This window comes from Janthinobacterium sp. HH102 (genome assembly GCF_001758625.2).
Lineage (GTDB): Bacteria > Pseudomonadota > Gammaproteobacteria > Burkholderiales > Burkholderiaceae_D > Janthinobacterium.
The window spans coordinates 17693-40819 of record NZ_CP062064.1 but is presented as its reverse complement, the minus strand read 5'-3'; the positions used below and the strand labels follow the sequence as shown (position 1 = coordinate 40819).

The window sequence follows — 23127 nt, the reverse complement described above, 5'->3', positions numbered from 1 at the left end:
GGATGAGGAAATTAGTCATCGTCGCCAGCCTCACCTTTGCCGTGCTCGGCCTTCAACAGATAGGTATTGCTCACGGCGATCTGTTCGTTTCCCTTCAAGCCGGACAAAACCTTCACATAGCCAGCTGCGGCAGCGCCCAGAACGACGTGTTTGATCGCGAACCCATCCTTCGCGCGAACAAACACGCTCGGCTTGTCCTCGACGGTTTGTACCGCTGTGCGTGGGATTGCAAGCTGGCCGCCATCGGCTTTGCCCGAAAGAGCGATGGAGGCGCGCGCGGTTTCTCCGATGCGCCAGGTGCCGCGCTCATTGGGCAGCATCGCGATTGCGCGCACTTGGCGCGTTGTTGGATCGAGAATTCGCGACATACTGGTGATGCGGGCCGATCCGGAACGGCCATCCGTTGAGACATCCACGGTCGCGCCAACTGCTACACGCGCCGCGTCATCCGGCGATAGGTGTAATAACCTGCATTCGAAACGGGCCCGACCAGCATTCCAGCAGCTTCTCTGCCAGGAATAACTGCAACTGACGGTCCCCTCAAACCAGCATTAGCTGCAAATGAACCGGTATTTATCTGCGCCGACCTGCATTCCATCGCCACGAACCAGCACTATCTGCAACTAACCAGAATGTTCAGCACGGCCTTGGTGTAGGCCAAGATTTCGTCCAGCATGTCCAGCCAATGGGCGATCACGCGGTTGAGCAGGTGGCCGATTGTGCTGTGCATTGCTGTTACAATCAAGGGATGACTCCCCCCATCCTGGACACGCTAATCATTGGCGGCGGACCCGCTGGCCTAACAGCGGCGGTATACCTGCGCCGTTTCCGACGCGACATTGCTGTCATCGATAAAGGGCACAGCAGGCTTGACTTAATTCCGGTAACCCATAATTTTCCTGGTTTCCCGCACGGCATACGCGGTTCGCAGTTACTGGAGAATTTGCGACGCCAGTTGGGTAATTACGGCTGCGAAGTGACTCAAGGTGAAATTACTGGCTTGCGCCGGGAAGGCGATGTGTTTGTTGCCCACCACGATGGCGGCCAGATATATGCCCGAACTGTATTGCTGGCGACGGGCATTGCGGATGCCGGCTTGCCAATCGAGAACTGGCACGAAGCGGTCGCCAGCGGTGCGCTCAGGCTTTGTCCCGTCTGCGACGGCTTCGACGTGCTCGACAAGCGTATCGCGGTCGTGTCGTCCAACGTCAACCCGGTCGGTCATGCCCTCTTTATGCGCACGTTCAGTGCCAGCGTGACACTATTCGAACGTGATGAGGTACGGCTGAGTGCCGCTCAACGCGCCGAGCTTGATGCAGCCATGGTGACCTACGTGCTCTCGCCACTTCAAGGCATAACTATGAGTGAGAAAATGATGCCCATTCTGCACACAGCCGATGATGATAGTCACGAGTTTGATGTGGTCTACCCAATGCTGGGGGAAGTGGCCCGCTCCGATCTTGCCCAGTCGCTGGGCGCGAAAACTGGCAATTGCGGTGAGCTGACTGTGGATCAGCAACAGGCCACGACAGTGCCAGGCTTATACGCCGTGGGCGATGTCGTGGCTGGCCTGAACCAAATTAGCGTGGCAGCGGGTCAGGCCGCCGTGGCGGCAACCCATATCCATAACGAGCTGCCGCGCCTATTTCGCGGCTAGCAGTGGCGCCGTCAATGGATAAGCTTTACATGATCGGTTGGTATACTCGAACTGAAGTGCTATCGCTTGCCGGTGTAGTCGCATTCACTGTAGCGAGCTGCATTTGAAACGGATTCAACCTGCATTCCATCTCCCCAAACCGAAATTCTCTGCTACCGAAGGCGAGCGCATGAGAATTAGCTGTAACAAGGTGCTGCGATATCCAGTCGCCGGCCGAGGTCCGTCATGTACGGCGACGATGGCCAGTATGGAGTTAATGGCATTAACTCGTTGAACGCTAGCGTCTCGACCCGAAACCTTCGCCGATTGCATCAAAGCGGAAAAGGTATAATCAAGTTCGATTTCGCCAAGCCAAGTATGAGACATTGGGAGTTGAAAGCATAGATAGAGCACCACCCCGATGAAATTCGTTGACATTCGACGCAAGGCCTTTGCGCGCTTAACGGCAGGCGATACGGGAATCCCTTTGGTTACCTACGGCACTGAGACAAACGCCCTTCCAGCGGTAATACCCCAACCTGGAACATGGCAGCAGTTGGATGTGAGGGCCAGGGCGGCGCACCCCACCGCGGACCGCCTCTGCGGGCATCCGGAAATGACCAGGCAGCTAGAAACCATTGGCCCTGTACTGTTGGTGCGCGGCGCCAACGAGCGTCAGTGTCGACTTTCCGCCATCGTTATCACCTTAGACCACCTCAGCCCACCAGTCCTGGTCCCGGAGGAGGGGCAAATCATCACGCCGGTGCAGCTACATTCGCAATTTGGCCGGACGGTATGGCGATATGACTTCGATCTGCCGGCGCGCGAGAACGCTACCTACCGTTTGGGCGATGCCGTCTTTCCCGTGCATGCAGATTTTTCAGGCGATGTGCGGATCGCCTATGTGTCTTGCAACGGGCAGGAGCACGCCGACACGGATCGGCCAGCAGTAGAGCGCAACGCGATGTGGCGCCGCTTGGCAGAAGAGCACGCGCGTACGCCGTTTGGCCTTCTATTGCAGGGCGGCGATCAACTTTATGCCGACGAAGTCTTTCAGTCTCATCCGGCCCTCGCAAGGTGGGCAGCGAAGGCGAGGGTGGAGATGACAGAGCAGTCGTTCAGCGCCGACATGAGCACGGCGGCGGAAAGTCACTATTTCAACCGATACCTTACGCTTCTGGCTCAGCCGGATATCGCCCATCTGAATGCCCGCGTACCTTCGCTCATGATGTGGGATGACCATGATATTTTTGATGGCTGGGGTAGCATTCCGGAGAAGCTTCTCGATGACCAAGTCGGTCGCGGCCTCTTTAATGTGGCGCGGCGCATGTTCATGCTGTTCCAAGTCGGCGCTACCCTCGAAAAGCCCGCAATCAGCGAGGAGACGAGCGAACTCCGAAGTCTTACCCAGGTCGTCCGTTTCCCTCGGTTCTCAGTGGTTGCGCCTGACCTTCGCTCGGAGCGCCGGCCGACTCAGGTGATGGGGCCATTCGGCTGGGCCGCATTTGAGCGGGCACTCTTAGCGACCAACCGGGACGACCGGATTCTGCTCATGTCCAGCGTGCCGCTCCTGGGCCCGCGGTTAAGCTGGATTGAGAAATTTCTGCACGTGCTCCCTGGCGTCCAAAAATATGAGGATGACATGCTGGATCAATGGCAGAGCCGATCGCACCGTGCCGAGTGGCGGCGCATGCTGGAGGCTCTGCAACTACGTGCGATCGAAGGCCGCATCGCCGTCACGGTGCTCTCGGGCGAGATACATCTGGCCACGCGCGGCGAAATGGCGTTTACGGACGGAACGATAATGCATCAGCTTGTCGCGTCTGGAATCGCGCATCCGCCGCCGCCGAGGTTGTACGCCCGCGCGCTCGGATATCTTGCGATGATGGGTGAAAGCGTCTTACCGGGCCAGCCGGTCCGCCTGAAGCCCTTGCCTGGCCACAAGCACATCTACACAGCCGAGCGTAACTACGTGGTCTTGATGCGGCGTAGCGAAAAGTGGTCTGCCGAGTGGGATCTAGAAGTTTGCGGCCGTACACCTGCGATGCTTCTGGAGGGGCGCCATGACTGAGCGAGTCATCGGTTGCGCCACGTGCAATCATCAGAAAGGCAACCAACTCGCCGCATGCATCGCAACGTACGTCCTGACCCAAAACCTGTTCTGGTGAGTGAGGTTGCCGAACTTGGAGCAGCGCAGGGCTTCCCCCGCCCGCCCCCTGATTCAAAGTTAAGCATGGTTACGCATCAATTCCTTGCATGTGAGAAACAACCAATGCTGCGCGCAATTTGGGCCATACGGACTATTATCAATGCTGCCATATCAACTTGGCTTAACAGAAACTCTATGGGAGACCTCTATGCAAAGTCAAAGTACGAGCACGCACGACAAAAATCTTCAAGCCTGCATTGAAGCCTGCGAAGAAGCAATCCATGCATCCCAAGCTTGCGCGGCTGCGGATATCCGGGAAGGTGGTGGTGCGAATTGTGCACTGATCAATCTCGATTGCGCGGATATTTGCACTGCTACCATGAATGCGTTGGCAAGAGGATCAGAGCATCATGGCGATTTTTGCGCGCTCTGCGCCCACATTTGCACGATGTGTGCACAGGCATGCGCCGCTCACGCAGACAAACATGCGCACTGTGCGGCGTGTAAGACGGCGTGCGAGAACTGCGCTGCAGCCTGCGCAAAACATGCGCGCGAGCGGCACGTCTAATTTTTTGAGTACTCTGCAGGGGCGGTATCTGATACCGAATTGCTTTGAAATGAAAAAGTGAAAGGTAAACGCCCCTCTTTTCTTTCCTCTATGACAGTTGATATTACCGTAGCATTGGATCCTGGTAAATTGCGGATACACCATGGAAATCGTCAGGGCAAAAGAAGCGGACAGCGACGTGTTCTGGGAGAAGTCCCTGAGCATTTACGCGAAAAAGCTCGAGCTGATTGCGTCGAACATCGCCAATGCGGACACGCCACATTACAAGGCGCGTGATGTTGATTTCAAGGCTGCGTTGAGCCAAGCGATGAGACAACCGGAAGCTCAGTCGAAAGGGGATCAAAATTTTCGGTCAGTCCTTCCAAATGACCCTTTTCCCATCCTGTACCGCGTGCCATCTCAAGCGAGCGCAGACAATAACACCGTTGACATGGACGTGGAACGCGCCGCATTCGCAGAAACCGCCATTCGTTACGAGCTTGCAGTCCAAAAAGTTGCACACGAATACAAAGAGATGAGTGAACTTTTCAAGTCGCTACCATATTAAATTAATTTCATTGCCCGTCGATTCCTGCCTGCCATCCTTGCCGCATCAAATCGCGGGTGGCAATAGGTTTTCTTGGAGCATGTGGACCGCAAGATGACCGCCGGCGCTTAATTTCGATGACGATAAGCGAGGATTCATGGAGCAGGTTCAATCGCTACAAAGTAGAGTTGTTCAACGATTGTTAAGGAGTCATGAAATGGGCATTTTGGATCGAATATTGGGAGGGCATGGCGGTGGTCATGGTGGTGGGCATAGGGATAGCGGACATCATGGAGGTGGCCATCACGGTGGTGGTGGTCACGGCGTTCCGCCCGGTGGAGGTTATAGCAATACCCCTCCTCCGGTTAGCAATGGAGTTTCGTGCGCCACATGTCGGGCTATTAATGCACCAGGAGCGAAATTTTGTCACCAATGCGGCACCTCACTGACTCCTGTAGCATGCCTCCAGTGCGGCACTAGTTTGCAAGTAGGCACAAAATTCTGCGGTCAATGCGGTAAAGCTGTCGCATAGTTGCGGCGATGTCCATGTCATCCTTATGAACTGAACTACCTGTTCTCGGCTCCGCGGACCAAAATTTGTTGTTAGTGCAAACATAGTAACGTCGGCCAGTTTCCTGGCCGCCTTGAGCGCTCACACGGCTGGGTTTTCAAACAGGGGCTTAGCGCATGGGTCGGACAGGAGGGGGAGCGCAGCTGTCTGGCCCGCGAGGCGATGGCCGACGTCGATGCCCGCCGCGCCATCGATCACCAGGCGGTGCAGGCTTTGGCCGATAGCCTCGGTACGGACGACCCGCTGCCCGCGCCGGTGGTGCGCTGATGCGGTCGCAGTGGACCAGCAAGGTATTGTCCAACGTGGTGCGCCTGCATGAATTCAATGCCAGCGCAAACGGACCCGCTGCGGCGCGCCTTAAAGTCCTCGGCCAGCGGCTGGAGAAATTCGACCCGCGCGAGGTCGCATGCTACTTGTCGGCCGTTATGAGATCGCCGATTCCGTGGTTTATGTCATGCGGACTTGGCACATACGTGAGGACCAGTTATATGAGTTTTTCGTTACCTGCCGACGTCGTCGTGCAGCGAAAGCCGCTGTCCGCAACCTCGTTCGAATATATTTTCAGGCACCATAATCTCGGCGAATTGGGCCGGCTGATCTTGGTTTCTGCGCCTTGCGGCCTAGTCGTAACGCCGGTAATGTTCGCGCCCATAGGCGATGTAAGGAATGCGCAGCGCAAGTTGGTTTTCGAGCCACTGGCGCAGACTTTAACGGATGATTTGAAAAAAAGACGTCGCAAGCGGTAGCGCACCATGAAGGTTCGTTGGAGGGCAGTGCGACTCGGTGCGTCCCCGAAGTTTGATACCAAATTGGATATAAGCACCGTAGCCCTCGATTGGAGCGCCTTGAACCTGTAGTTTATATAATCTCATGGCATACTGATCGGGAGCGCTTAAGTGAATGTGCTCCAAATCAATGGATGCAAAAGGACATTTTCTTAGGAATTTATATCTGAGTGGAAATATTAATGACATCCTCCGTGGGCGGCATACTCAATTACGCACTTTATCCCGTACTCGCCCTTGCCGCTGGTGGGGGCGCGGCGCTTCTCCGCCCTCCCGGCGCGCCGCTTCGTAGTGCTATCCAGCACTTTACGGCCGGGGTAGTGTTTGCTGCACTTGCCACTGAGTTACTACCTGACTTAATGCATCGGCGTTTGCCTTGGGCAACACTAACGGGTTTCGCCCTCGGTGTTTTGGTTATGCTCGCGATAAAACATTTTACTGAGAAGGCCGGGCAAGATGCAGCTCCGAAGGGAAAAAATGTCGACAGCCTGTTATGGATCCTTGGCGTCGATTTCGTGCTCGACGGTGTGCTGATCGGGCTTGGTTTCGCAGCGGGTAAAAAACAAGGATTGATACTTACCGTAGCGCTCTCGCTCGAAGTACTTTTTCTCGGACTGTCCTCCGTTACTGCACTGGTTAGCGTCGGCGCCACACGTACTCGAATTGCTAGCTTTATCGGCTTTTATATGGCATGCCTACTTTTTGGCGCATTGGGCGGTGCGCTTGTGCTTGCCAACGCGTCAGCGATCGTGCTCGACGCAACTTTGGCATTCGGGGTCGCAGCGCTGCTATATCTTGTGACCGAAGAGTTGTTGGTCGAGGCGCACGAAGTAGCCGAAACGCCCTTGCAGACGGCTACATTTTTTATAGGTTTCATTGCGCTGCTGGTTGTCGAGATGATCATCTAATGTGGACTTGGCATGCGCGCGCTGCTAACAAATTCTGTGCGACCCATGATATACGTAAAGATCCCGATTTCGCAGTTCGACTTTATCTACACTACGCACTGGCATGAGGCATTCCGAGCATTCCCATAGCCAGCCACTCAAAGTGATGGCCCGCACGATTGAACAATCGCTTCAATAAAAGTGGCTTTTAAGCTAGCCTATTGATGTGCTACATTTGTTTTCCGCACGAAAACTTTGAGGCAATTTCGCTGAGTCATTAGTTCTTCTGGCTCAAAATCTGCATGGCGCTTGGTATTCACGGTCCTTTCGATACCATGCCCATTCCACAAAACATTTTAAGGTATTCCTATGTTCCCATATTCAAAAGCTGTCGCCCCGGCTCTTCAAAGCCACTTGGAATCACAAACTGCGTATTTTAATGATATCTCAAAATCTTTGTTTGAAACGATTCAAAATTTGAGTCAGGTGAACATGCAGCTTGTTCAAACGATGATTGAAGAGTGCAATCACTGTGCTCAGCATGTTCTGTCGACCGACCACCCGGCTCCGTTGATCGATGCCGTAGCATCTCGCGCATTGCCAGCATCGGAGAAGTTGCGTGCATATCATCAGCAGCTGTCGCGCCTTGCTGCAGACTCGCAGGTCGCTATAGCGCGTATTAGCGAAGAACACGCTCCAAAAACTTCGAGCACCGCACAGAAGCTCGCTGAGGATGTGACCCGCACTGCTGCCGAGGAGACACAACGCAGTATGGAAAAACAGCAAGAAACAATGCGGAGTTTCACTAACTCGTTTGCTCAACACAGCAACGACAAAGACAATGGGCGAGCAGGTGCGAGCTTGCAAGGTGCTCGTGAAGGCAATATACAAGGTGGCATCCCTGAAAATCCTCCCGCCAAACCCAAATAAACGATTATATGTATATTTCGGGTGCCTCTAGGCAGCACGGGGAAAATAACGCCACATACACACATTGTGCGATGAGGCTTTTAGACATGATTTCAAGGAGTTACTCGTGCGCCTTCCCCTAATCGCCCCGGCGGACCTTACGGTCGAACAGAAGGCCCTCTACGACCATATGCGCCAAGGAATTGCGAGCAACTTTAACGCCTTCAAAGTTGAGCGAGAAGACGGGGCACTAATGGGGCCATGGAATCCATGGTTGCACGAGCCGGCAATCGGCAAGGCGATCTGGGACCTGACCCTAGCGATGACAGCCAACGCCGTGCTGCCGGACAATATTCGACAGATTGCTATTCTCATCGTCGGTGCCCATTTTAACGCCACCTACGAAATTTATGCTCATGTCGCTGTCGCTGAGCGGGAAGGAATGTCCGCTGAGCGACTTGCCGCGTTGGTGGCAGATCTCAAGCCTACCGACCTGTCCAAAGACGAAAATGTCGCATTTGATTTCTCGTATGCGCTGTGTCGCGGCGGCGCACTTCCAGAGCCGCTATACCGGCTCGCTCTTGCAACCTTTGGGCAACGTGGGACCAATGAATTAATTTATCTCGTTGGTCTATATGCACTGGTATCAACAACACTGAACGGTTTTAATGTCCCCGTTCCCGAGCGGGAATAGGAGATAGGAGGCGCGCCCGTGTTGCATCAACCAAAAAGAAGGCGCCCGTCGAGGTAGCCAAGCTGTGTGTTGGTCCCTTCGAAAGCAGGTATCACAAAAATATTTGGGCGCGGGCGTTTAGCAGTATCGCTTACGCACTTCTTTCTGAATTGCGGACAATGTCGTGCACTATCACACTGTTATGTTCGGTGGTCTCTACAAGCCAACCCGCCTGATCAACTGCTTGCAGTGCGTCGCGATAGCCTTGCTCCCATCTCCATGATATCGAGCTGCTGGCGAAATTGATATCCTTCGCGGCCATCTGCCAGTCGCGCCCGGGATAGACCAGACGAACTATATGCAAGGTTGTCTCAGGAATCAGTTGGTCTAGCACTTCGTTGCCAACGTCAGCGCGTAGCTCGACCGGTAGCTTCGCATAGAGCCTTTGAAGCATGCATTGTAGATTGTGCGTACGCCGATATGCCTCGATATGACGATTCGACCTGGAAGCAAAAACAATGTCCTTTTGACGCGTCTGTACCTCGTTCAAGGTCGTTGGCTCCGGTCCCTCGGCGCGCCATAGATCAACCATGAAGCAAAGCGTGTCCACCGGAGGCGTGTCATCAAAAATGGTTTCTATCGGCGTATTCGAATACAACCCCCCATCCCAATACAAGTCCCCGTCAATTCGAACGGGTGGAAAGCCAGGCGGCAAGGCACCGCTTGCCATGATGTGTTCAATCCCGATAGCCTGTTTTTGACTGTCGAAGCTGACCAATTCGCCACTGCTGACTTTAAGCGCATTCACAGTCAAGCGCATGTTGCCTGACGTATTCAAGTAAGAAATATCGACGACGTCACGTAGCGTATCGGCTAGCTCGGCGGTATCGTAGAAGCTTGCTTCTTCCGGAGGTACTGATAGCCCCATACTGAACGGGCTCCAAAATCTCGGTTTGAAGAATCCAGAGATGCCTCCTACCGCCGCGACAAAGGTCGCCCACTGGGTAGATTTTTGCCGCATCGGATCTGTCATCAAATCGAGCCCGACAGATTCCTCCTGGGATACCGTTTGCCAAAAAGCCTTCAACTTGGCAAGTCTGGCGGCTGGCGGGTTACCAGCGATAATCGCCGCATTGATGCCACCAATGGACGTACCAAGCACCCAGTCCGGGCAAAAACCGCGCTCTTCGAGCGCCTGGTAGACGCCAGCTTGGTAAGCACCCATAGCGCCCCCTCCCTGCAGGACAAGGGCGACCCGCTTCTTTCGGACGGGCGCAGGAGAATTCACGCTGGTGTTCATTTGAATGGAGTCATCTCTCGCATGTAAGTTGGCCGGGGATGGCATGTTGCTGTTGCACGAGACATAGTCTGAAGCTAATCGTGCTCTGCCTCAGCCTTATTTCGAACGTTGAAATTGCGCTTGGTGAACGTTGCCCAGCCCGGCACGTGGTGCAAAACCAGCATGGCATAGATAAGCCCTGTCGTGAGAGCGGCGAGCACGTACATACCAAAACCGCATGCCATGCCAATGGCTGCGGTGGCCCACAAAGTTGCAGCGGTTGTCAAGCCAGCAATTCTGCCTCGCACCTGAAGGATCACCCCAGCGCCAAGAAAACCGATACCTGTGACGACTTGAGCCGCAATTCTCGCAGGATCGGCCGGAGACACATGCCAGGAAATCAAGCTAAAAACGCAAGAGCCGATCGAAATCGCCATGCACGTCCTCACGCCGGCGTCACTGCCTTGCCGTTCTCGATCCCACCCGATCAAGGCGCCGAACAGTGCGGCGAGTATAACGCGCCATGAAAAGAGTAACTCTGTTTTCCAATCCATACCCGCCCATTCAGTTTTGAAAAGTGTTCGACTCACCCGGCTACTCGGTTTCCACCCGGACGTAGGATCGAACATGGATCGCCTGGAAGAGGAGTGCAACTCTTGGCAAGGCCACTGTCGCTCAGCATTATAGGTGTTGATCAGGGTTGCACCAATCGAATTAGCAGGCTGCTGAAATACCAGCCGACGGAAAACGGTCGTATGGCGAAATCATGAGGATTTCGAAATTCGTTTCGTAAAGTGAAAAGTCTTACGCGAACATGACCGTTTTCTCCTGTTTTCGTCGGATTTCGAACCCGTTTTCCCTTACTGCGCGCCCTGCGGACGGATTTGTCCTAGGGAACGCATGCGCACCAAGTTATAAGCCGCCATGTTGAGCACGAACATCTGGTCAACTTTGCGCAGGCCGCGCACCATCACCTGGCGGATACCGCCAATCATCTTGGCCCAGCCAAACCCCTGCTCGATGAGCTTGCGCTTCTGCTGAGAAATCGCGTAGCCCAGGCTCTGGGCAATCGTGTCAGGCACCGCCGAGCTGCGGCCCGACTTGTTCTGCGCCACATGTGGCATCACGTTCATGGCCGCACAGGCCTGGATGAATTCTGCCGCGTCGTACCCCTTATCGGCGCCCACCGTGATCACAATTGCGGGATCGCTCAGCGCTTGCCGCGCATCGTTCACCATCGCCTTCGCCGCTTCCCGTTCAGCATAGCCGTCGGCCTGGGTCACACGCGCATTGGCGATCAGTCCGTGGCGGTTGTCGCTCAGGGTATGGCCCATGTAACGCAGCTCGCTGCCTGTGTTGCCCTTGCGGTACAGGCGCGCTTCGGGATCGGTCTTCGATTGGTGTGTTTCGTTGCTGCGCTTCTTGCCCCTGAAGTCACCGCCGTCGCCATTGCCGTCGCCGCCATCACCGTCTTTGCGCACGAAGCTCTTGTGGCCTGCCCAAGCTTGGATCAAGGTGCCGTCCACGCTGAAATGCTCGCCCGATAGCCAGTTGTTCTGGCCGGCGATGGCCAGCACTTCATTGAAGAATTCGATGACGGCGTCGTGCCGAATGAGGCGCTCGCGGTTCTTGCTGAAAACGCTGGCCACCCAGACGTTGTCGTCCATGGCCAGGCCGATGAACCAGCGGAACAGCAGGTTGTACTGAACCTGTTCCATCAACTGCCGCTCGGAGCGAACGCTGTAGAGCACTTGCAGCAGCATGGCGCGCAGCAGCTTTTCCGGCGCGATGCTGGGGCGGCCGCCTTTGCTTTCCGATTCGTACATGCCGGCGAACAGACCTGCCATCTTTTCCAGCGCCGCGTTGGCCATCTTGCGGACCTCCCGCAGCGGGTGATCTTGGGGAATGAAGTCTTCCAGCTTGCGCATCATGAACAAGCTTTCGGTGAAGGTGTCGGCGCCGCGCATCGATTCTCAGGTAGGGGAACGGGAGTGACAGGATAACATTCAGATCGCCGCTCTGGACGGGCGGCCGCTCTGGTATTTCAGCAGCCTGTTAGGCGGAGCGTGAGTGGCTCGGATTGAAGAAGCCGAGGAACTTTGGTCTTCGGCTAGCCAGTATCGTGACAACTACGTTGACAAACACCGTGGTCGGAACCTAAGTCATTCTTGGCTGTGCCATGAGAGAAAACCGCCCACCATATTTCAAAAAAAATCGCGCTGTCAAGGCGCGATTTTAGATTTTAGTCTAACTACTGCTGCGTCAGCCCTGAGTATGGACGTCATCGGATTACGGCCGGATTGAAAGAATTCCTGATCGGGTCAGTGATGGCCCCGTGGCGACATACTCACTCGGCGGTGGCGCCCTTCGTCGTAAGCGTAACGGTTGTCGCTGAATTCATGGCCGCGACGTTGGCCCCGGTGCAAGTCTTGGTAGCGGTTTGCGGCACGAGCGTTGTCGCGACGATGCTGCTGATCATAGTCATTGCGATAGCCGTAGCTATTGTCGCGCAGCCCCATAATTTGAACGTTGCCATAGCGGCCATTGTTTTGTTGATAGCGCTCCTGCACATTCCGGTCACTGTTTTGCTGGTAGCGCTCAGACATATCCCGGTCTCCCTGGTAGCCATGTTGGGCAAATGCGCTGCCGGTGGTGGCAATGCTCAATACAAAAAAAGCTGATGCAATCAAAGTAGTTTTCATTGTAATTCTCCTCTGGCGAAACTGCGGGGCTGCAGCGACAAAGCCATTACATCGCAAGTTTGGCCTACGAGGTGAAGCAGTTCGGTAAGCAATGCAACTAAACGTATCAGGTCTCCCCCGCGCGAAGACTTCCAACAAACGAGGGTTTGTTGGACTCCCGCGCCCGGCCGGCGAGCGTGTCATTTTCAGAAGACGACTGCACCATTCAGCGCGGTTTGAAGCCTCTTGTGCATACGGCTCCTGACAGCCAGATATCAGGACTCCTCTGCACGAAACTCGTCTATGCTCAATACTCGTGTGCACCAAAGCGAGATGAGCATGGCGACCGATACCGCACCGATTACCGAGCACGGCGTGGCCACCCTGCCAGAACAGGCATGGGAGCGTGCGCGTCGTCGCGCGGAGATCATTGGGCCGTTGGCGCAGTCGGAGACGGTTGGGCATGAAGCGGCCGACGCGGCAGCCCAGGCATTGGGGCTGTCCCGGCGGCAGGTCTACGTCCTGATCCGCCGTGCCCGGCTAGGATCGGGGCTGGTCACTGACTTGGCTCTTGGGCAGTCGAGCGGTGGCAAAGGTAAAGGCCGCTTGCCGGAGTCGGTCGAACGAATCATCCGCGAGTTACTGCAAAAGCGCTTCCTGACCAAGCAGAAGCGTAGCTTGGCGGCGTTCCACCGCGAAGTTGTGCGGGCGTGCAAGCTGCAAAAGCTGCGGGTGCCGGCGCGCAACACGGTGGCTCTGCGGATCGCCGGCCTCGATCCGCGCGAGGTCACTCACCGCCGGGAAGGACAAGATGCCGCCCGCGACCTGCAAGGTGTTGGTGGTGTTCCGCCACCCGTCTCCGCGCCGCTGGAGCAGGTGCAGATCGACCACACAGTCATCGACCTGATCGTGGTGGACGAGCGCGACCGGCAACCGATTGGCCGTCCATACCTGACCCTCGCCATCGACGTATTCACCCGCTGCGTGGTTGGCATGGTCGTTACGCTGGAAGCCCCGTCCGCCGTCTCGGTCGGCTTGTGCTTGGTGCATGCCGCCTGCGACAAGCGCCCTTGGTTGGAAGGGTTGAACGTAGAGATGGATTGGCCGATGAGCGGCAAGCCCAGACTGCTCTACTTGGACAACGCGGCTGAGTTCAAGAGCGAGGCGCTGCGCCGTGGCTGCGAGCAGCATGGCATCCGGTTGGACTATCGCCCGCTCGGGCAGCCGCACTACGGCGGTATCGTGGAACGGATCATCGGCACGGCGATGCAGATGATCCACGACGAATTGCCGGGGACGACCTTCTCCAATCCTGACCAGCGCGGGGAATACGCCTCCGAGAAGATGGCCGCCCTGACACTGCGCGAGCTGGAGCGCTGGCTCACATTGGCGGTCGGCACCTATCACGGCTCCGTGCACAACGGCCTGCTCCAACCGCCGGCCGCGCGCTGGGCCGAAGCTATCACGCGGACCGGCGTGCCAACCGTCATCACTCGCGCTACGGCTTTTCTGGTCGATTTTCTGCCCATCATCCGCCGCACGCTGACCCGCACCGGCTTCGTCATCGACCACATCCACTACTACGCCGATGCGCTCAAGCCGTGGATAGCTCGGCGGGACCGCTTGCCTGCGTTCCTGATCCGGCGCGACCCGCGCGACATCAGCCGCATATGGGTGCTGGAACCAGAGGGGCAGCACTACCTGGAAATTCCCTACCGTACCTTGTCGCACCCGGCTGTCACCCTCTGGGAACAACGACAGGCGCTGGCGAAATTGCGGCAGCAAGGGCGCGAACAGGTGGATGAGTCGGCGTTGTTCCGCATGATCGGCCAGATGCGCGAAATCGTTACCACCGCGCAGAAGGCTACGCGCAAGGCGCGGCGCGACGCGGATCGACGCCAGCATCTCAAGGCAACGGCAACGCCTGTCAAAACCACGCCACCACCGGGCGCTGACATGGATGGGCAGCAGGCAGACAACCAGCCGCCGGCCAAACCGTTCGACCAGATTGAGGAGTGGTAGCCGTGGAAGAATATCCCATCATCGACTTGTCCCACCTGCTGCCGGCGGCCCAGGGCTTGGCCCGTCTCCCGGCGGACGAACGCATCCATCGCCTTCGCGCCGACCGCTGGATCGGCTATCCGCGAGCAGTCGAGGCGCTGAACCGGCTGGAAATCCTGTATACGTGGCCAAACAAGCAACGCATGCCCAACCTGCTGCTGGTCGGCCCGACCAACAACGGCAAGTCGATGATCGTCGAGAAGTTCCGGCGCACGCATCCGGCCAGAGCCGACGCCGACCAGGAGCACATTCCGGTACTGGTCGTGCAGATGCCATCCGAACCGTCGGTAATCCGCTTCTACGTCGCGCTGCTCGCGGCGATGGGTGCGCCATTGCGACCGCGCCCACGGCTGCCAGAAATGGAACAACTGGCGCTGGCACTGCTGCGCAAGGTCGGCGTGCGCATGCTGGTGATCGACGAGTTGCACAACGTCCTGGCCGGTAACAGCGTCAATCGCCGGGAATTCCTCAATCTCCTGCGCTTCCTCGGCAATGAACTGCGCATCCCACTGGTCGGGGTCGGCACGCGCGACGCCTACCTGGCCATCCGCTCCGATGACCAGTTGGAAAATCGCTTCGAGCCGATGATGCTGCCGGTATGGGAGGCCAATCACGATTGCTGCTCACTGCTGGCCAGTTTCGCCGCTTCGCTTCCACTGCGGCGCCCCTCGTCGATTGCCACGCTGGACATGGCCCGCTACCTGCTCACACGCAGCGAGGGCACCATCGGCGAACTGGCGCACTTGCTGATGGCGGCGGCCATCGTCGCCGTGGAGAGCGGCGAGGAAGCGATCAACCATCGCACGCTGAGCATGGCCGATTACACCGGTCCCAGCGAGCGGCGGCGGCAATTCGAGCGGGAACTGATGTGAAGCCAGCGCCACGCTGGCCACTGCATCCGGCCCCCAGAGAAGGCGAAGCCTTGTCTTCGTGGCTCAACCGCGTGGCCCTTTGCTATCACATGGAGGTGTCCGAGCTGCTGGAGCACGATCTTGGTCACGCTCAGGTTGAAGACCTGGATACCGCGCCACCACTGGCGCTGTTGGCGATGCTCTCCCAGCGGAGCGGCATCGAGCCGGACCGGCTGCGTTGCATGAGTTTCGCCGGCTGGGTGCCTTGGCTACTGGACAGCCTTGATGATCAGATTCCAGACGCATTGGAAACCTATGCGTTCCAGCTCTCGGTGCTGCTGCCGAAACTCCGCCGTAGGACGCGATCCATCACGAGCTGGCGTGCCTGGCTGCCCAGCCAGCCGATACATCGCGCCTGTCCTCTCTGTCTGAACGACCCGGCAAACCAAGCCGTACTGCTTGCATGGAAGCTGCCCCTGATGCTGAGCTGCCCGCTGCATGGCTGCTGGCTGGAATCCTATTGGGGCGTGCCTGGGCGGTTTCTCGGCTGGGAGAACGCCGACACTGCGTCGCGCACCGCCAGCGACGCGATTGCAGTGATGGACCGGCGTACCTGGCAGGCACTGACGACCGGCCATGTGGAACTGCCGTGCCGACGCATCCACGCTGGATTGTGGTTTCGACTGCTACGCACGCTGCTCGATGAGCTGAACACCCCGCTTTCGGCGTGCGGAACCTACGCGGGGTATCTCCGCCAAGTCTGGCAAGGCTGCGGGCATCCGCTGCGTGCTGGGCAAAGTCTGTGGCGACCGTATGAAACCCTGAACCCGGCAATACGGTTGCAGATGCTGGAGGCGGCGGCAACGGCAATCAGCTTGATCGAGGTGAGGGATATCAGCCCGCCAGGCGAGCATGCAAAGCTGTTCTGGTCCGAGCCCCAAACCGGGTTCACCAGTGGTCTGCCGGCGAAACCGCCGAAGCCCGAACCCGTCAATCACTGGCAACGGGCGGTCCAAGCTATCAGTGAGGCGATCATTGAAGCCCGGCACGACCCCGAGACGGCACGCTCGCTGTTCGCGTTGGCTTCCTATGGTCGGCGCGATCCCGCTTCCCTGGAACAGTTGCGCGCCACCTTTGCAAAGGAAGGCATTCCCCCGGAATTTCTGTCACATTACGAGGCTGATGGACCCTTTGCATGTCTTAGACAGAATGACGGGTTAAGTGACAAATTTTGACGACCAGAACTTTCCGGTGCACACTGTCACATAATCGAACGTATATGTGACAGGTGCAAGATGCTGATTGGCTACATGCGGGTATCGAAAGCAGACGGCTCACAGGCCACCGACTTGCAGCGTGATGCACTGATCGCTGCCGGCGTCGATCCGGCCCATCTCTACGAGGATCAAGCGTCGGGCAAACGCGAGGATCGTCCCGGCCTGTTGAGCTGCCTGAAGGCGCTACGACCGGGGGATACGTTGATGGTGTGGAAACTTGACCGGCTCGGGCGCGATCTGCGGCATCTCATCAACACCGTGCATGACCTGACCGGGCGAGGCATCGGTCTGAAAGTGTTGACTGGGCACGGTGCAGCCATTGACACCACGACGGCCGCCGGCAAGTTGGTCTTCGGCATCTTCGCCGCGCTGGCCGAGTTCGAGCGCGAACTGATTACCGAGCGCACGATTGCAGGATTGGCTTCGGCGAGGGCGCGCGGTAGGAAGGGCGGCCGGCCCTTCAAGATGACTGCCGCCAAGTTGCGGCTGGCGATGGCCGCTATGGGGCAGCCCGAAACCAAGGTCGGCGATCTATGTCAGGAACTGGGCATCACAAGACAGACCTTGTATCGGCACATTTCGCCGAAGGGCGAGTTGCGCCTTGATGGCGAGAAACTGCTCAGTCAAGTTTGATGGCAGGACAGCGGTTACTGTAGACGAATCGTGACGACTGGTTGAGTCAGTATGTCCTACCTGTTATCACTTGAACGCCAATAACAGAACGCCTCCGGCGACCATCGAAATGCCGGACCACTCCCTCAGTGACGGGCGTTCGCCCAAAAAGGCGAAAGCAAATACCGCCACCAGGACAAGACTGAGTTTATCCACTGGCGCAACCTTGGATGCATCGCCAATCTTGAGTGCGCGGAAGTAGCAGACCCACGATGCCCCTGTCGCCAAGCCGGACAGCCCGAGAAAAAGCCATGTCTTGGGTGATAACTCCAAGGGGTTGGTCCATTTCCCCGTGTAGGCAACAAACGCCGACAGGACGACGATGATGATGGCCGTGCGGATCAAGGTGGCCAGATCGGAATCAACTCCCTGAATGCCAACCTTGGCAAAAATAGCCGTCAGTGCCGCAAGGATAGCGGACAGCAAAGCCCAATAAAACCACCCCGCCGAATTAACCATTTAGCCTGCCTCCGCGTTTCTCAAACCGCTACCGCATGGGAGCGATAACGGCAACATTTAAGCCAGTTTGCTTCTCTTGATCTGAGAAGTCGAGGCGGATTTCAGCACCGATGCGATTGGCAATCGTCTGGACAATGGATAGTCCCAGACCCGAGCCGATCTGCTCGCTCCCCAGCGTGCGGTAGAAGGGATCAAACACTCGATCCCGTTCAGCCAACGGAATGCCAGGCCCACTGTCCTGAATACGTAGTACGACCTTCCCTTCCGAAACACCCACAGAAAGATCAACACGCCCTCCCTCTGGCGTGTAGCGGATGGCGTTATCGACTAGGTTCTTGACCACAGCGATCATGTCCAGCTCGCTTGCCCACACTTCGGCGTCCAGCGCGCCTTCGACACCGATGTCGATGTGCTTGGCCTCGGCCAGCGGCATGAGGTCTTCCAGCACGCGGCGGTAGATGCTCTGGACAGATACAGGCGACTTCGGCAGGTCGGTGGCCGACTGTGCCTTGGCCAAGGTCAAGAGTTGATCGAGCAGGCTGCGGCCGCGCTCGATCCCTTGGCGCAAAACCGTCAGCCGTTCGCGCGCCACGCTGGACATTTCCGCTTCCGCGAGCCGTTCTGCTTGCAGCGACATGGCTGTCAGCGGCGAACGTAGCTCGTGCGCGGCATCCGCCACAAAGCGGCGCTGAGATTCCATCGACTGGCTGACACGAGCGAGCAGGCGATTGATCGCCACGGCAAACGGACGTACCTCGACCGGAAGGTGGCGGTCTTCGACGGGATGCAGTTCCTGCTCTGCCCGCTGGTCTATTTCCTTGGACAGCGCCGCAATGGGCTGGAACATCTTGCGCACCAGGTCAGCAACGATCAACAGCAGCACCGGCACGAGAATCAAGAAAGGCATCACCGTGCGCAGTGCCCCGTCGCGGGCAATTTCATTGCGGAAACCGGACTCCTGAGCCACAGCAATGCGTTCGCCGCTCGCCGTGGTCTTGACCAGCACGCGAAACGTCTCGCCACCAACTTCCAGCGTGTGCAATCCATCCGCCAAGGTCGCCGGGAGCGGGAGCACGCCTCCTGCATCCACGCCTACCGTAGAGGGACTGACCTCACCCAAGCGCTGGACGATCACGCGCGACTCTTCATCGACATCCTTGAGACGGATATCGGTGGTTGGCACGGCAGGCAACAAGCGCTGGCGATCCATGAGCTGCGCCACCTGGCGCAGTACATCGTCCTGTAGTTCGTGCGCTTCATCGAAGGCGGACAGGAACGAGAATACGCCCGCCACAACGGCCACCACGAGGATGGCCAGCGACAAGGTGAAGGACAGCTTGAGCTGAACTGATTCGTTCAAGCGCCTTTTGAGACCATCCATCCGACCCCCCTGACGTTCTTGATGACCTCGCCACCGAGCTTGCGCCGCAGTGCGTGGATCAGATATTCGACGGCATTGCTTTCGACTTCTTCCCCCCAGCCATAGATGCGATCCTCCAGTTCGCTGCGCGAAAGGATGGCACCAGGCCGAACCAGCAAGGCTTGCAGTAACGAGAACTCGCGGTTGGACAGTTGCACTTGGGGGCCATCATTGGCACAAGCCTCTTTGGTGGCCGGGTCGAGCGTCACCACGCCGTTGCTGAGCACGGGAGCTGCCGTGCCACCTTTGCGCCTCAGGACGGCGCGCATCCGGGCCAGCAGTTCCGCCATCTGAAAGGGCTTGGACACATAGTCGTCGGCCCCGCCATCCAGGCCGCGCAGGCGATCATCCAGACCATCGCGAGCCGTGATGATGAGCAGGGGAACCGGGTTGTCCTTGGCTCGGATGCTGGCCAGCACCTCCAGCCCATCCTTTCCGGGCAGACCGAGGTCGAGTAGCACCAGGTCGTAATGCTGGCAGCCCAGCGTGGTGAGCGCCGTCTGCCCGTCCTTCACCCAGTCGGCGGCGTAGGACGCATCCTTCAATGCGCCCTGGATCGCGTCACCGATCATGGGATCGTCTTCGACAAGCAATACCCGCATTCCCCCTCCGTTCAATCGTTGTTCAATGTGCCGTCCTGGCTGCTCTCTGCCTGAACAGCAGGATCGCAGTCAGCATGAAGGCCAACAGTGCGGCCGATGCCGAATAGCGGCTCAACGCCAGACCACCCGCGCTCAGTGGCTTGTCCAGAAAATCCCCGACCACGGCACCCAGCGGGCGAGTCAGGATGAACGCCGCCCAGAACAGCAGCGTGCGGGACACGCTCGTCCAGTAGTAGGCTGCCACGACCAGCGCGAGCAGCCCGCCGAACACGACGGCCGCACCCGTGTAGCCCAAGCCCGCCGTGTCGGCTGTCCAGTCGCCTAACGCGGTGCCCAGCGTTTGGGAGAACATGATCGTCAGCCAGTAGAAGGCTTCTGCCTTGGGCGAGCTGACCGTGCTCACCGACACGGAGCCGAGGGTGCGATGCCAGACGAAGAGCGAGCCGAGCAGCAAGGCCAGCAGCAAGCTCGAACCTCCAGCGTACCCGATTCCCAGCGATCGATCCGCAAAATCGGCCAATGTCGTGCCGACCGTGGTCGTGGCGATGATGGTTGTCCAGTACAGGAAGGGATGGAAGCCTTTGGCCTTGACCTGCGCGACGACGGCAGCCAGGAAGATCGCCGCGAAGATGGCTGTACCGACCAGGTAGCCCAGGTTCATGGACATCGAAACCGCATCACCGCCAGTTTCACCGAGCGTCGTGGCGGCAATCTTGATGAGCCAGAAGCCCAGCGTGACTTCGGGCACCTTGGCCAGCGCGTGTTCAGTGGATGTTTTCATGGGGCGCGCTCACTTTCCTTCGAGCGTGTTAAAGGTTTTCAGCAGGGCATCCATCGCAGCCTTGCAGTCAGCCTGGCTTGGCGTGTCTGCGCGAAGCGTCGCAAGCGACTTGTCGATGGCCTTGTCGAGCAGATGCCAGTCATCTGCCGCGCGCGGTTTGAGTCCGGCTTCGGCCGAATCCCATGCGACTTCCAAGTCCTTGATGCGTGACTTGGCAGCAGGCAGATCGCCCTTGTCAACGATGGCGGCGACATCGGTGGCGATGCTGCGGAAGGCCGACAGGTCGCCCAGCTTGGATGCAGTTTTGACTTGCAAGGCCGAGACAGTCTGGGCCGGTGTAGTTGATGCCGAGCTTGCGTTGTTCTGATCGGCAGATTTGGAACAACCAGCCGCGAGGACCACGAGCACGGCGGCCGAAATGGCGGCAACAGGGCGAGCGATTGAGTGCTTTATGAGCATGTTTTTCTCCTTGTGTAGAGCGAAGATGGTTATTCGACGAGCTGGGCCGAGCGGCGTCCATTCATGCCGATCTGCGCGACGGCCACCAGCATGACGATCACCGTGAGGAACAAGGCGCTTGTCCACATGGCACCCATGCCAAGGCCGCCATAGGTCTTGGCCTGAGTCAGCAAGTCGCCGAGTGCGGCCCCGAAGGGGCGGGTCAATATGTAGGCGATCCAGAAGGTCAGAACGGCGTTGCCGCCCATGCGCCAGGCGGTATAGGTGATGCCAATCAGCACACCGAACGCCACCGCGCCCCAGGTAAAGCCCAAGCCCAATGCCTCGGTCGCCAAATCGCCAGCAGCCGTGCCCAGCGCGAACGTGCAGAGGATGGCAGCCCAATAGAACAGCTCCCGGCTGCGCGTCACAATGTCGTGAATGGACAGGGTGCGCTCGATCCGATACCAGACGAAGAAGATCGCGGCGAGCGCAACGGCGAACGCCGAGGTGCTGATGTACAGGCTGACGCCAAGGCCATCGGTCAGCAGATCGGTGATCTGGGTGCCGACCACGCTGACCAGTACCACCGTCAGCCAGTAAATCCAAGGGGTATAGCGTCGGGTGCGCAACTGCATGAACAAGGCGGCCGCCAACAGGGCAGCCATGACGGTTCGAGTCACGCCTTGCCCCCACCCTGCGTTGACCGCCAGGAAATCGGCTCCCGTCTCGCCCACCGTGGTGGACATGATCTTGATGATCCAGAACGACAGCGCGACTTCCGGGACTTTATTGAGCCAGCCAGTGGTGCTGCTCGTGGGCAATTTGTTCATGGTGTTCTCCTGCCGGGGGTGAAATGGTTTGCCAGCAGTTTGAACATGCTGACTTAGCCCGCCCATAGGCTCACTCGCGCACCCATCCAAGCGCGATCAACCCGCTGAAAAGCCGCCGATGGATTCCGGTGGCAAGTTGATAACTTGGCAATAGATACCAGTGTGCTTCACGTAACGTCAGCCAGGCACAGATTGCAGCAACGGCGATGGCCCCGAGCATGTCGAATGGGAAGTGCACTCCAAGGTAGATGCGCGCCCAGGCAATGGGAACGCCCAGCAAAGCCAAAGTCACGCCTGCAATTCGTGGGCCTCGTTGCAGCGCGAGGCTGAAGGCAACCGCCCACCACAGCGTCAGGTGATCGCTTGGGAAAGACGAATCGGCAACATGAGGGATGAGGGTGTGACCCAGGCCGATCATGAAAGGTCGGGGATGCAACCAAGCCAGGCCGATGATCTGGTTGATGAGCAGGCCCAGCAATCCCGATGCGCTAGCAACGAGCATCGTCTTGCGGGTAGGCTCGCCGCCGCGAAGCCAGCCGATGCCGATCAGGAGTGGAACCGCCCAGATGAGCTGTTCGGCCAAGAAGGTGGCCAACGTCAGAGCCAAAGCACTGGGATGCTCCGGTGCGTTGAGCCAGAGAAAAAATGTATGGTTGAGTGATTCCATGAGGTCTCCGGGCCGGATCGCCTCCGAGGGAAACGATCCGGCCATACTGTCGGGAGTCAGTCCCGCTTGTCGTGGTCATCATCGTGATCCGCCTTGTCCTCGGCAGACGAGATGACCGTGCCCTTGTCGGCATCGACCCGGACATCGAAGACCTTGGCCCCGCTGACGACTTCCACGTCGTAGACCCAGCCTTGCTTCGAGTTCTCGTACTCGGCGCGTGACGCCTTGCCATTGGCGTGCTGCTCGGCGACGGTGACCGCCTGTGTGAGGGGAATCTTGGCCTTGCTGATTGCCAGTGCGTCGTTTTCCATACCGCCATTGGCGGCGTAGGCGACCGCGCCGGTTGCAGCGATGGCGACGGCCAGAAGGGAAAGTTTGGTATAGCGGTACATGATGCTTCTC

General features: G+C 57.9%; 25 protein-coding genes and 2 pseudogenes. 14 read left to right on the top strand and 13 right to left on the bottom strand.

Translation table 11 applies throughout. The features are described from left to right. Positions 1 to 11 precede the first annotated feature (11 nt). Entirely contained in the window at positions 12 to 416 is a 405-nt protein-coding gene (locus tag JAB4_RS29715; protein WP_139143934.1) for a hypothetical protein, read from the bottom strand. Between the two features lie 332 nt (positions 417 to 748). On the opposite strand from JAB4_RS29715, the gene JAB4_RS29710 reads away from it, so the two are divergent. The 10 genes and pseudogenes from JAB4_RS29710 (at position 749) to JAB4_RS29670 (ending at position 8725) form a co-directional block, all read left to right on the top strand. Then, positions 749 to 1657 (top strand): NAD(P)/FAD-dependent oxidoreductase, encoded by a 909-nt coding sequence (locus JAB4_RS29710; protein ID WP_070221977.1) that lies wholly within the window; start codon positions 749 to 751, stop codon positions 1655 to 1657. 400 nt (positions 1658 to 2057) lie between these two features. Then, positions 2058 to 3707, top strand: coding sequence for an alkaline phosphatase D family protein (locus JAB4_RS29705; RefSeq protein ID WP_227742197.1), 1650 nt, complete (start codon positions 2058 to 2060; stop codon positions 3705 to 3707). 788 nt (positions 3708 to 4495) lie between these two features. After that, entirely contained in the window at positions 4496 to 4900 is a 405-nt protein-coding gene (flgB, locus tag JAB4_RS29700) for a flagellar basal body rod protein FlgB (RefSeq protein WP_100429664.1), read from the top strand. A 191-nt stretch (positions 4901 to 5091) separates the two neighbouring features. Next, positions 5092 to 5328, top strand: a complete 237-nt coding sequence (locus JAB4_RS29695; RefSeq protein ID WP_070308611.1) for a hypothetical protein — start codon at positions 5092 to 5094, stop codon at positions 5326 to 5328. Further along, positions 5280 to 5411, top strand: coding sequence for a zinc ribbon domain-containing protein (locus JAB4_RS31070; RefSeq protein ID WP_232731431.1), 132 nt, complete (start codon positions 5280 to 5282; stop codon positions 5409 to 5411). The genes JAB4_RS29695 and JAB4_RS31070 overlap by 49 nt, the downstream gene beginning before the upstream one ends. Before the next feature lie 108 nt (positions 5412 to 5519). Then, positions 5520 to 5717 (top strand): annotated as a pseudogene (locus JAB4_RS29690) (CopG family transcriptional regulator); the annotation flags it as partial. After that, a pseudogene (locus JAB4_RS29685) lies at positions 5717 to 5934 on the top strand (type II toxin-antitoxin system RelE/ParE family toxin); the annotation flags it as partial. The pseudogenes JAB4_RS29690 and JAB4_RS29685, both read left to right, overlap by 1 nt. A gap of 483 nt (positions 5935 to 6417) precedes the next feature. Beyond that, complete coding sequence (locus JAB4_RS29680) at positions 6418 to 7143, top strand: transporter (RefSeq protein ID WP_070221474.1); 726 nt, start codon at positions 6418 to 6420, stop codon at positions 7141 to 7143. Between the two features lie 348 nt (positions 7144 to 7491). Next, positions 7492 to 8052 (top strand): TIGR01841 family phasin, encoded by a 561-nt coding sequence (phaP, locus tag JAB4_RS29675; RefSeq protein WP_071650202.1) that lies wholly within the window; start codon positions 7492 to 7494, stop codon positions 8050 to 8052. Positions 8053 to 8158: 106 nt separating this feature from the next. Further along, positions 8159 to 8725, top strand: coding sequence for a hypothetical protein (locus JAB4_RS29670; protein ID WP_070221486.1), 567 nt, complete (start codon positions 8159 to 8161; stop codon positions 8723 to 8725). Positions 8726 to 8855: 130 nt separating this feature from the next. Here the strand turns inward: JAB4_RS29670 and JAB4_RS29665 are convergent, their stop codons facing one another. The 4 genes from JAB4_RS29665 to JAB4_RS29650 all read right to left on the bottom strand — a co-directional run bounded on the left by JAB4_RS29665 (position 8856) and on the right by JAB4_RS29650 (position 12685). Continuing rightward, on the bottom strand, positions 8856 to 10004 hold the full coding sequence (locus JAB4_RS29665; RefSeq protein WP_070221475.1) for a patatin-like phospholipase family protein: 1149 nt from the start codon (positions 10002 to 10004) through the stop codon (positions 8856 to 8858). Positions 10005 to 10078: 74 nt separating this feature from the next. Continuing rightward, positions 10079 to 10612 (bottom strand): MgtC/SapB family protein, encoded by a 534-nt coding sequence (locus JAB4_RS29660; RefSeq protein ID WP_232731426.1) that lies wholly within the window; start codon positions 10610 to 10612, stop codon positions 10079 to 10081. A 231-nt stretch (positions 10613 to 10843) separates the two neighbouring features. Continuing rightward, complete coding sequence (locus tag JAB4_RS29655) at positions 10844 to 11950, bottom strand: IS5 family transposase (protein ID WP_070221477.1); 1107 nt, start codon at positions 11948 to 11950, stop codon at positions 10844 to 10846. Positions 11951 to 12304: 354 nt separating this feature from the next. Then, positions 12305 to 12685 (bottom strand): hypothetical protein, encoded by a 381-nt coding sequence (locus JAB4_RS29650; protein ID WP_157808928.1) that lies wholly within the window; start codon positions 12683 to 12685, stop codon positions 12305 to 12307. A gap of 318 nt (positions 12686 to 13003) precedes the next feature. Between JAB4_RS29650 and JAB4_RS29645 the strand changes: the two genes are divergently transcribed. The 4 genes from JAB4_RS29645 to JAB4_RS29630 are packed head-to-tail and all read left to right on the top strand — an operon-like array spanning position 13004 to position 17486. Continuing rightward, positions 13004 to 14686, top strand: a complete 1683-nt coding sequence (locus tag JAB4_RS29645) for a DDE-type integrase/transposase/recombinase (RefSeq protein ID WP_011875634.1) — start codon at positions 13004 to 13006, stop codon at positions 14684 to 14686. 2 nt (positions 14687 to 14688) lie between these two features. Then, a complete protein-coding gene (locus JAB4_RS29640; protein WP_009687862.1) occupies positions 14689 to 15597 on the top strand; it encodes a TniB family NTP-binding protein in 909 nt (302 codons plus the stop codon). Next, positions 15594 to 16811, top strand: a complete 1218-nt coding sequence (locus tag JAB4_RS29635; protein WP_070221479.1) for a TniQ family protein — start codon at positions 15594 to 15596, stop codon at positions 16809 to 16811. Before JAB4_RS29640 ends, JAB4_RS29635 begins: the two co-directional genes overlap by 4 nt. A 60-nt stretch (positions 16812 to 16871) precedes the next feature. Beyond that, a complete protein-coding gene (locus JAB4_RS29630; protein WP_062739166.1) occupies positions 16872 to 17486 on the top strand; it encodes a recombinase family protein in 615 nt (204 codons plus the stop codon). Positions 17487 to 17552: 66 nt separating this feature from the next. Here the strand turns inward: JAB4_RS29630 and JAB4_RS29625 are convergent, their stop codons facing one another. The 8 genes from JAB4_RS29625 to JAB4_RS29590 all read right to left on the bottom strand — a co-directional run bounded on the left by JAB4_RS29625 (position 17553) and on the right by JAB4_RS29590 (position 23117). Next, entirely contained in the window at positions 17553 to 17984 is a 432-nt protein-coding gene (locus JAB4_RS29625) for an EamA family transporter (protein ID WP_005797960.1), read from the bottom strand. Positions 17985 to 18012: 28 nt separating this feature from the next. Continuing rightward, positions 18013 to 19365, bottom strand: a complete 1353-nt coding sequence (locus JAB4_RS29620; protein ID WP_062739164.1) for an ATP-binding protein — start codon at positions 19363 to 19365, stop codon at positions 18013 to 18015. After that, positions 19341 to 20006 carry a response regulator transcription factor gene (locus JAB4_RS29615; RefSeq protein WP_005797956.1) on the bottom strand — a complete coding sequence of 222 codons (666 nt, stop codon included), beginning with the start codon at positions 20004 to 20006 and terminating at the stop codon, positions 19341 to 19343. Before JAB4_RS29615 ends, JAB4_RS29620 begins: the two co-directional genes overlap by 25 nt. Positions 20007 to 20028: 22 nt before the next feature. Further along, positions 20029 to 20787 carry a membrane protein gene (locus tag JAB4_RS29610; RefSeq protein ID WP_005797954.1) on the bottom strand — a complete coding sequence of 253 codons (759 nt, stop codon included), beginning with the start codon at positions 20785 to 20787 and terminating at the stop codon, positions 20029 to 20031. Between the two features lie 9 nt (positions 20788 to 20796). After that, positions 20797 to 21246, bottom strand: a complete 450-nt coding sequence (locus tag JAB4_RS29605; RefSeq protein ID WP_005797953.1) for a hypothetical protein — start codon at positions 21244 to 21246, stop codon at positions 20797 to 20799. Between the two features lie 29 nt (positions 21247 to 21275). Further along, on the bottom strand, positions 21276 to 22058 hold the full coding sequence (locus JAB4_RS29600) for a membrane protein (RefSeq protein ID WP_005797951.1): 783 nt from the start codon (positions 22056 to 22058) through the stop codon (positions 21276 to 21278). A 70-nt stretch (positions 22059 to 22128) separates the two neighbouring features. Further along, entirely contained in the window at positions 22129 to 22725 is a 597-nt protein-coding gene (locus JAB4_RS29595) for an undecaprenyl-diphosphatase (RefSeq protein ID WP_040329257.1), read from the bottom strand. 56 nt (positions 22726 to 22781) lie between these two features. Beyond that, the gene (locus tag JAB4_RS29590) at positions 22782 to 23117 is read right to left on the bottom strand and encodes a PepSY domain-containing protein (protein ID WP_005797945.1); all 336 of its coding nucleotides are present in this window, start codon (positions 23115 to 23117) and stop codon (positions 22782 to 22784) included. Positions 23118 to 23127: the final 10 nt, after the last annotated feature.